Source organism: Kitasatospora sp. MBT63, assembly GCF_000710465.2.
Classification (GTDB): domain Bacteria; phylum Actinomycetota; class Actinomycetes; order Streptomycetales; family Streptomycetaceae; genus Kitasatospora.
Map to the genome: position 1 here is coordinate 12,538 of NZ_JAIZ01000453.1, position 6,326 is coordinate 18,863.

Genomic DNA, 6,326 nt, shown 5'->3' on the forward strand with positions numbered 1-6,326 from the left:
CGAGCAGCGAGGTGAGCAGCGCCAGCACGGCCATCGCCCGGCCCAGGGTGAACAGGTGGGCGAGGAAGAACGCCACGGCCACCAGCGTGACGATGGCCGCGCTGAGCGCCAGCGCCAGCGCCACGGTGGCCAGCCGGTCGGGCCAGTTGGCGGACCGGGCCCGGGCGGGGGCGGCCAGCAGCGCCGCGGTGCCCGGGCCGAGCAGCAGGAACGCCGCGGTGACGGTGGTGCGCACCGGGTCGGCGGCCGGCAGCAGGGTGGTGAGCAGGGCGAGCCAGCCGGACAGCGCCAGCAGCAGCCGGGCCGGGTGCGGGCGCACGGTGCCGGTCATGGCTGCGGTGCTCCGCCGGGGGCGGGGGCGGCGTCGTGGACGGTCGGCAGGTAGCGGTAGACGGCGGCGTCGGGGCCGCTGTAGAGCGGGAGGAAGTCCGGGGAGGCCGCGACGACGTCGTTCAGCCGCTCGACGGTGCCCGCCGGGAACAGGCCGGTCAGGTCGGTGTCCGCCGCCTGCGCCCGGGTCAGGATCAGGTACGCCGGGCCGGTCAGCCGTGGGTCGCTCATGGTGTCCTCCAGCGCCGTCAGCGGCTCCTGGAGCAGCCGCTGCCGGTCGGGGAGGCTGCCCTGGGACAACACGATCCGCTGAAGCTGGTCGTAGCGCATCTCCCCGCCCGGCAGGTCGCCGGTGGCCGAGACGACCAGCGACCCGGGCGGCGCCAGCCGGGTGAGGTACCGGGTGGCGGCGGCCTCCTGCGGGGTGAAGTAGTTCATCGTCTCCTTGGCGTAGTAGCCGACGAACAGCCCGGCCAGCAGCGCCAGCATCACCACGGTCGAGATCCAGGTCCGCACCCGGCGGCGCGGCGGGGGCTGCACCAGCAGGGTGGCCAGCAGGAACGCGGCGGCCGGGAGCGCGAAGAGGTAGGCGCGGAACACCATCTCGCCGCCGTAGTTGTTGCTGAGCAGCAGCGGCAGCGGGGCCACCAGCAGCCAGGGCAGCGGGCTGTGCCGGGCCCAGCTGTGGCACAGCAGGGCGACCACGGCGAGCAGCAGGACGGAGGCGGTCAGCCCGCGGTCCACCCAGGAGGCCATCACCTGCTGCGGGGCGGCGGTGCCGAGCCGGGACAGGTTGGGCAGGGCGTTCTGGTCCGGCGAACTGAGCGCGGAGACCAGGCTGTTCAGGTTGGCGGAGATGTAGGGGCGGGCGACCGTGGCGTCCCACAGGAAGGTCAGCGCGACCGCGCCGGCCAGCACCGGCGCCACCACCCGCCGGTTGCGGCGCGGCAGCGAGAGCAGCGCCAGGAAGCTGATCATCATCAGCGGGGTCAGCGGGTGCGAGCAGACGATCGCCGCCACCAGCACCATCACCAGGGCGAACGGCACCGGGCGCCAGCCGCCGCGGCCGGGGGTGTCGGAGCGCCGGGACAGGGCCCGGGCCCCGGCCGGTTCGGCCCGGCCCGCCGGGTCCGGGCCCGGCCCGCTCGCCCGGGTGTCCGCGAGCCGCCGCAGCACCAGCGCGAGCACGCTGAGGAACAGGAAGTAGGCGAACGCCTGCGGGGAGAAGTAGTCCTGCCCGATCCAGGCGGTGGAGTAGTAGAGCCACAGGCCGCCCCAGACCAGCCTGCGGTCCTGGGTGAGCGTCCGGTAGATCATCATCAGCGGGCCGAGCAGCAGCAGGTTGGCCAGCACGGGGTACCAGGAGGCGTAACCGAGCGCCGAGTGGAGGCCGGTGGCGCGCAGGAACACCACGTTGAGCTGGAAGAAGCCGGGCCACTGGTCGTAGACGTCCATGTCGTGCGCGCCCGGCACCGAGCCGTTGTGACGCATCATCGCGTCTATGATCGCGACGTGCTTCCAGGCCCAGGCGTACCGCAGTTCGGGGTAGAGCAGGCTGGGGGTGGCGTGGATCAGGGCGATCAGTCCCACCACGTACCCGGCCGCCCAGCGCTGCGGCAGCCGCGGTGCGCGCAGGGTGGCGACGAAGCCGAGGGTGAGCAGGACGACGGCGGCCCAGTACAGCGGCGGCAGGGCCTGGAGCAGCCCGAGGGTGCCCATCCGTTCCAGCCGGACGCCGGACAGCGACACCAGCCACAGGCCGAGCGCGAGCGGCAGCGGGGCCCGGACCAGCCAGGCGGACCAGCCGCCGCGGCCGGGGACCAGGGCGCGCAGGCCCCGGCGCGCCGGGATGGCGGGGGCCCGGTCGGCGAGCGGGCGCGCGGCGGGGTCCGGGGTGCCGGTGGTCTGCTGGTCGGCCATCGCGGTCTCTCCCGGGTCGGGGCCGCTGAGCGGCTCGATCATGGTCAGGACTCCTGCGGCGGGCCGCCGACGGGGCTGCCGATCGCGGCCCGCAGCCGCCGGTAGGCACGCCACCCCCGGGTGTACAGGCTCTCCGGCACCGGCCCGGTCACGGGCCCGCGGCCCATGGTCCAATCCTCGAACACAGCGGGCGGGGTGTCGTCGCGAACCATCAGCCGGCAGATCCGCATCGGGTCGTCGGCGGCCGAGCTGAACTTGTTCTCGACCGCGGTCGCGGAGGTCCAGCCGGCCTGCCGGACCCGGCAGCGCACCGCCGGGCTGGAGTACCCGTGCGGGTAGGCGAAGGCCGTGACCTCGTGCCCGAGCACGTCCTCCAGCACCCGCTTGGAGCCGACCACCTCGTCGGCGCACTTCTGGGCCGGAACGGTGTCCAGCTGGGCGTGGGTCTGCGAGTGGCCGCCGATCTCGACGCCGAGCGCGTCGAGGGTGTTGACCTGGCGCCAGTTGAGCATCTGCGCGGGCGGCAGCAGGCTGCCGGTGCCGCGGCCGCCGGGCGGGTGGATGGCGCCGACCGTGACGTAGAGGGTGGCCGACAGTCCGAGATCGGAGAGGATCGGCGCGACCGTCCAGTAGAAGTCGGCGAAGCCGTCGTCGAAGGTCAGCACGGCGACCCTGGGCGGCAGCGGCGGCCCGCCGTGCATCGCGGCGACCAGCCGCCGCAGCGGCATCACGGACAGCCCGCTGTCGATGATCCGCTCGATCTGCTCGCGGAACACCCTCGGCGTCACCGTGTACGGGGCGATCCAGCCGGGCGGGTCGTCCGAGACGGAGTGCCACAGGAAGACGGGGACCGGGATCATGACGGGCTCCTCACCGATCGCCTTGCGGAACCGGTGGATCCGGCAAGGAAGCTGTGTGCCCGGCCCGAGGTGTAGCCGAGCACCGTGATGCCGACGCCCGCGCAGAGCGTGCCGGCGGTACGGAACTCGGCGCGCAGCAGGCTGCGCAGGACGGCCGCGGGGACGGTGCGCCGCAGGTAGCGGCGTTCGTCCGCGAGCGCGGGCCGGGTGCCCGCGTGCTGCGCGACCAGGGCCTTGGAGCGGCCCTCGGCGTAGCAGCGGGCCCGGAAGTAGGACCAGGTGGTGCGGGTCGGCGGTACGTGGTGGCGGACCCTGGCGGCGGGCTCGAAGCGCAGTTCGGCGCGCGGGTCGCGGGCGGCGAGCCGCAGGCACAGTTCGGTCTCCTCGCAGCCGAGCGGCTTGGTGCCGACCCGGCCGAGGTCCTGCCGGAAGCCGCCCGCGGCGAGCATGTCGGACCGCCGGAAGGACATGTTGGCGCCGGTGAAGTTGCGGACCGGGGCCGGGACGCCGGGCGAACCGTGGTACGTGCAGCCGACCACCCAGTCGAACTCCGGCGGGAACCAGCCGGGCCGGCCGGTCTCCCACCAGGGGTCGACCAGGCCGCCGACCCCGACCACCGCGGGGTCCCGGTAGCCGGCCAGCAGCCGCCGGGTCCACTGCGGGTCGGCCACCGCGTCGTCGTCGAGGAAGGCCACCACCTCGCCGGCGGCCGCGGCGACACCGGTGTTCCGGGCGCCGGACAGGCCCTTGCGGTGGGCGTTGGGGACCACCCTGGCCTGCGGGAGTTCCCGTTCGGCGCGCCGGGCCAGCTCCGGGCAGTGGTCGGTGACCAGCAGGAGCTCGGCCGGCGGCAGTTGCTGGGCCTGCACCGAGGCGACGGCCGCGCGGATGTCGGCCCACCGGTCGAGGGTGTAGGCGCAGATCACCACCGACAGGGTCGGGGCGTCGTTGCGTCGGGTGCTCATGTCGGCCTCCGGTCGGGTGCGGGCAGCCAGCGCGGGAGGGCGACCAGCAGCGGCAGGGCGATCGCGGTCCCGGCGATCAGCCAGGCGAGGCCGACCCCGGTCAGCCCGTACGCGGGCAGCAGGACGGCTACCAGGGTGATCACCAGGACGGCGAAGGTGAACTGCAGGGCGATCAGCCAGCGCAGCGCGCGGCGCACCCGGCAGACGTCGATGGCGACGCTCAGCAGCACGTTCGGCAGCGCCGAGAGCACCATCAGGCGCAGCACGGTGGTGCCGTTCTCCGAGTAGCCGGGGCCGAACAGTTTCAGGATCCAGGGGGCGGCGGCGATGACCAGGCTCACCGCGCCCAGCAGCAGCAGGCCGGTGTGGCGCAGCATCCGCCGGGCGTGCTCGGCGAGGCGTTCGGGGGACCGGGCGGCCTCGACGATCAGCGAGCTGCCCATGCTGAACGCGGCGACGTACAGGGTGTCGGCGATGATCCAGGCCAGCGAGTAGAAGGCGTTCTGCTCGGCGCCGAGCTGGTTGAGCACCATCAGCGGCACGATGCTGTACGCGGCGATGCTGGAGAGGTTGCCCAGGTAGTCGGCCATCGCGTAGCGGAACACCCGCCGGGGCGCGGGCGCGCCGCTGCGGTCGGCGCGGTGCTGTTCGGGCACGGCCCGGCGGAACAGCACCACGTTGGTCACCACGATCGCGACGACCAGGGCCACGGACCAGGACACCAGGATGCCCGTGCCGATCGCGAGGACCGCGCACAGCGCCAGCATCCCGGTCTTGGCGACCGCGAACAGCGCGTTCTCGCCGAGCACCCAGCCGGTGCGGCGCAGGCCGGTGAGCGCGCCGTCCTGGAGGACGAAGACCGAGTACCCGGCCGTCGCGGCGACGAACGCCGCCGCCAGGACGGGCTCGCGCAGGTAGCCAAGGCCCGGCGCGGCCCAGGGGATCACCAGCAGGAACAGCACGGCGGCCAGCGCGCTGGCGCCGGCGCTGACGGCGTAGCACCGCAGCACCAGGCGCCGGGTGTGCCGGCCGGCCCGGGGGACGAACCGCACCAGGACGTTGCCGAGGTTGAAGCTGCCGAGCGCGGAGAGCAGGGTGGCCGCCGAGAGGGCGGCGTAGCTGCGGCCGACCGCCTCGGCCGAGTACCAGCGGGTGGCGAAGATCCAGAACAGCGATCCCAGCGCCGCCGCCAGCACCGTGCTGGCCACCAGCATGTGCCCGTTGCGCAGCAGCGGCTCACCCGAGTGGATCTTGCGCGCGGACCGGACCCGGGCCCGGACCAGGGTGAGGTACGAGCACTCGCAGGGCAGCGGTTCGGGGCAGGAGCACGGACGGGCGGCCCGGGAGCCGGCGCGGGCGCTGAGACCGGCGGTCACGACGGTTCGCCACCCCGGATGCCGCGCTGCTGCCAGCGGCTCAGCAGGTAGTTGGGGGGTCCGCAGACCAGGCCGCGGATCTCGGTCCGGCCGAGCGGCGCGGGGCTGCGCCCGCCGGCGCGGGCGGACCGCTCCCGGCTGCGGCGCACCATCTCGGCGGCGCACCGCGGGGAGTACCGGAACAGGGTGGCCAGCAGCCGGGGGCGCCGGGCGAGCACGGCGGTCACGTAGGCGCCGAAGCCGACGCCGAAGCCGAAGATCTGGGAGTGCAGGCCGTCCATGGTCCGCCGGTGGCGGTGCCAGACGATGGCGTCCGGCTGGTAGGCGACGGTGTGACCGCCCTCAAGGACGTGGAAGAAGGCCAGCAGGTCTTCGCCGCCGCGGGTGCGGGTGCCGGCGCCGGTCGCGGTGTCGAATCCGCCGAGGCGGCGCAGCAGGTCGGTGCGGAACGCCATGTTGGCGCCGGTGCCGAAGCCGCCGACGCGCAGCGCCAGCAGCGGGTCGGTGCTCTGCGCGCGCGACCAGCTGCGGGCGGTGAAGCCCTTGGTGTAGCCGCCGAAGCGTTCGAACGCGGCCTGGGCCTCGGTGTCCAGCTCGGCCGGCAGGACCAGTCCGGTGACGCAGCCGATCCGCTCGTCGGAGCGGAAGGCCGCCACCATCGCGGACACCCAGCCGGGGTCGGCCAGCGCGTCGTCGTCGGTGAAGGCGACCAGCTCGCCGCGGGCGGCGGCGAGGCCCCGGTTGCGGGCCCGGGCGAGGCCCGGGACCGGCTCGCGCAGGTAGCGGATCCGGTCCCGGTAGCGGGTGCGGATCAGCAGCTCGGTGGTGTCGTCGGCCGGCGCGTTGTCGACCACGATCACCTCGACCCGCGGGTG

5 protein-coding genes and 1 pseudogene are annotated in these 6,326 nt (G+C 74.5%); all 6 read right to left on the reverse strand.

Annotated features, from left to right (window positions below):
• Positions 1 to 331 (reverse strand): annotated as a pseudogene (locus AA75_RS49715) (hypothetical protein); the annotation flags it as partial.
• Positions 328 to 2,292 carry a hypothetical protein gene (locus AA75_RS24475; RefSeq protein WP_051813225.1) on the reverse strand — a complete coding sequence of 655 codons (1,965 nt, stop codon included), beginning with the start codon at positions 2,290 to 2,292 and terminating at the stop codon, positions 328 to 330. The gene AA75_RS24475 and the pseudogene AA75_RS49715, both read right to left, overlap by 4 nt.
• A 2-nt stretch (positions 2,293 to 2,294) precedes the next feature.
• Positions 2,295 to 3,110 (reverse strand): polysaccharide deacetylase family protein, encoded by an 816-nt coding sequence (locus AA75_RS24480; RefSeq protein ID WP_033822378.1) that lies wholly within the window; start codon positions 3,108 to 3,110, stop codon positions 2,295 to 2,297.
• Positions 3,107 to 4,075, reverse strand: a complete 969-nt coding sequence (locus tag AA75_RS24485; RefSeq protein WP_051813226.1) for a glycosyltransferase family 2 protein — start codon at positions 4,073 to 4,075, stop codon at positions 3,107 to 3,109. The genes AA75_RS24480 and AA75_RS24485 overlap by 4 nt, the downstream gene beginning before the upstream one ends.
• On the reverse strand, positions 4,072 to 5,451 hold the full coding sequence (locus AA75_RS24490; RefSeq protein WP_051813227.1) for a lipopolysaccharide biosynthesis protein: 1,380 nt from the start codon (positions 5,449 to 5,451) through the stop codon (positions 4,072 to 4,074). Before AA75_RS24490 ends, AA75_RS24485 begins: the two co-directional genes overlap by 4 nt.
• Positions 5,448 to 6,326: glycosyltransferase family 2 protein (locus tag AA75_RS24495; RefSeq protein ID WP_233289170.1), on the reverse strand; the 879-nt coding region annotated here is incomplete at its 5' end. The genes AA75_RS24495 and AA75_RS24490, both read right to left, overlap by 4 nt.

Bases quoted from the DNA above. Each gene is read 5' to 3' on its own strand.
- AA75_RS24475 (WP_051813225.1), bottom strand. From the start codon at position 2,292: ATGATCGAGCCGCTCAGCGGCCCCGACCCGGGAGAGACCGCGATGGCC.
- AA75_RS24480 (WP_033822378.1), bottom strand. From the start codon at position 3,110: ATGATCCCGGTCCCCGTCTTCCTGTGGCACTCCGTCTCGGACGACCCG.
- AA75_RS24485 (WP_051813226.1), bottom strand. From the start codon at position 4,075: ATGAGCACCCGACGCAACGACGCCCCGACCCTGTCGGTGGTGATCTGC.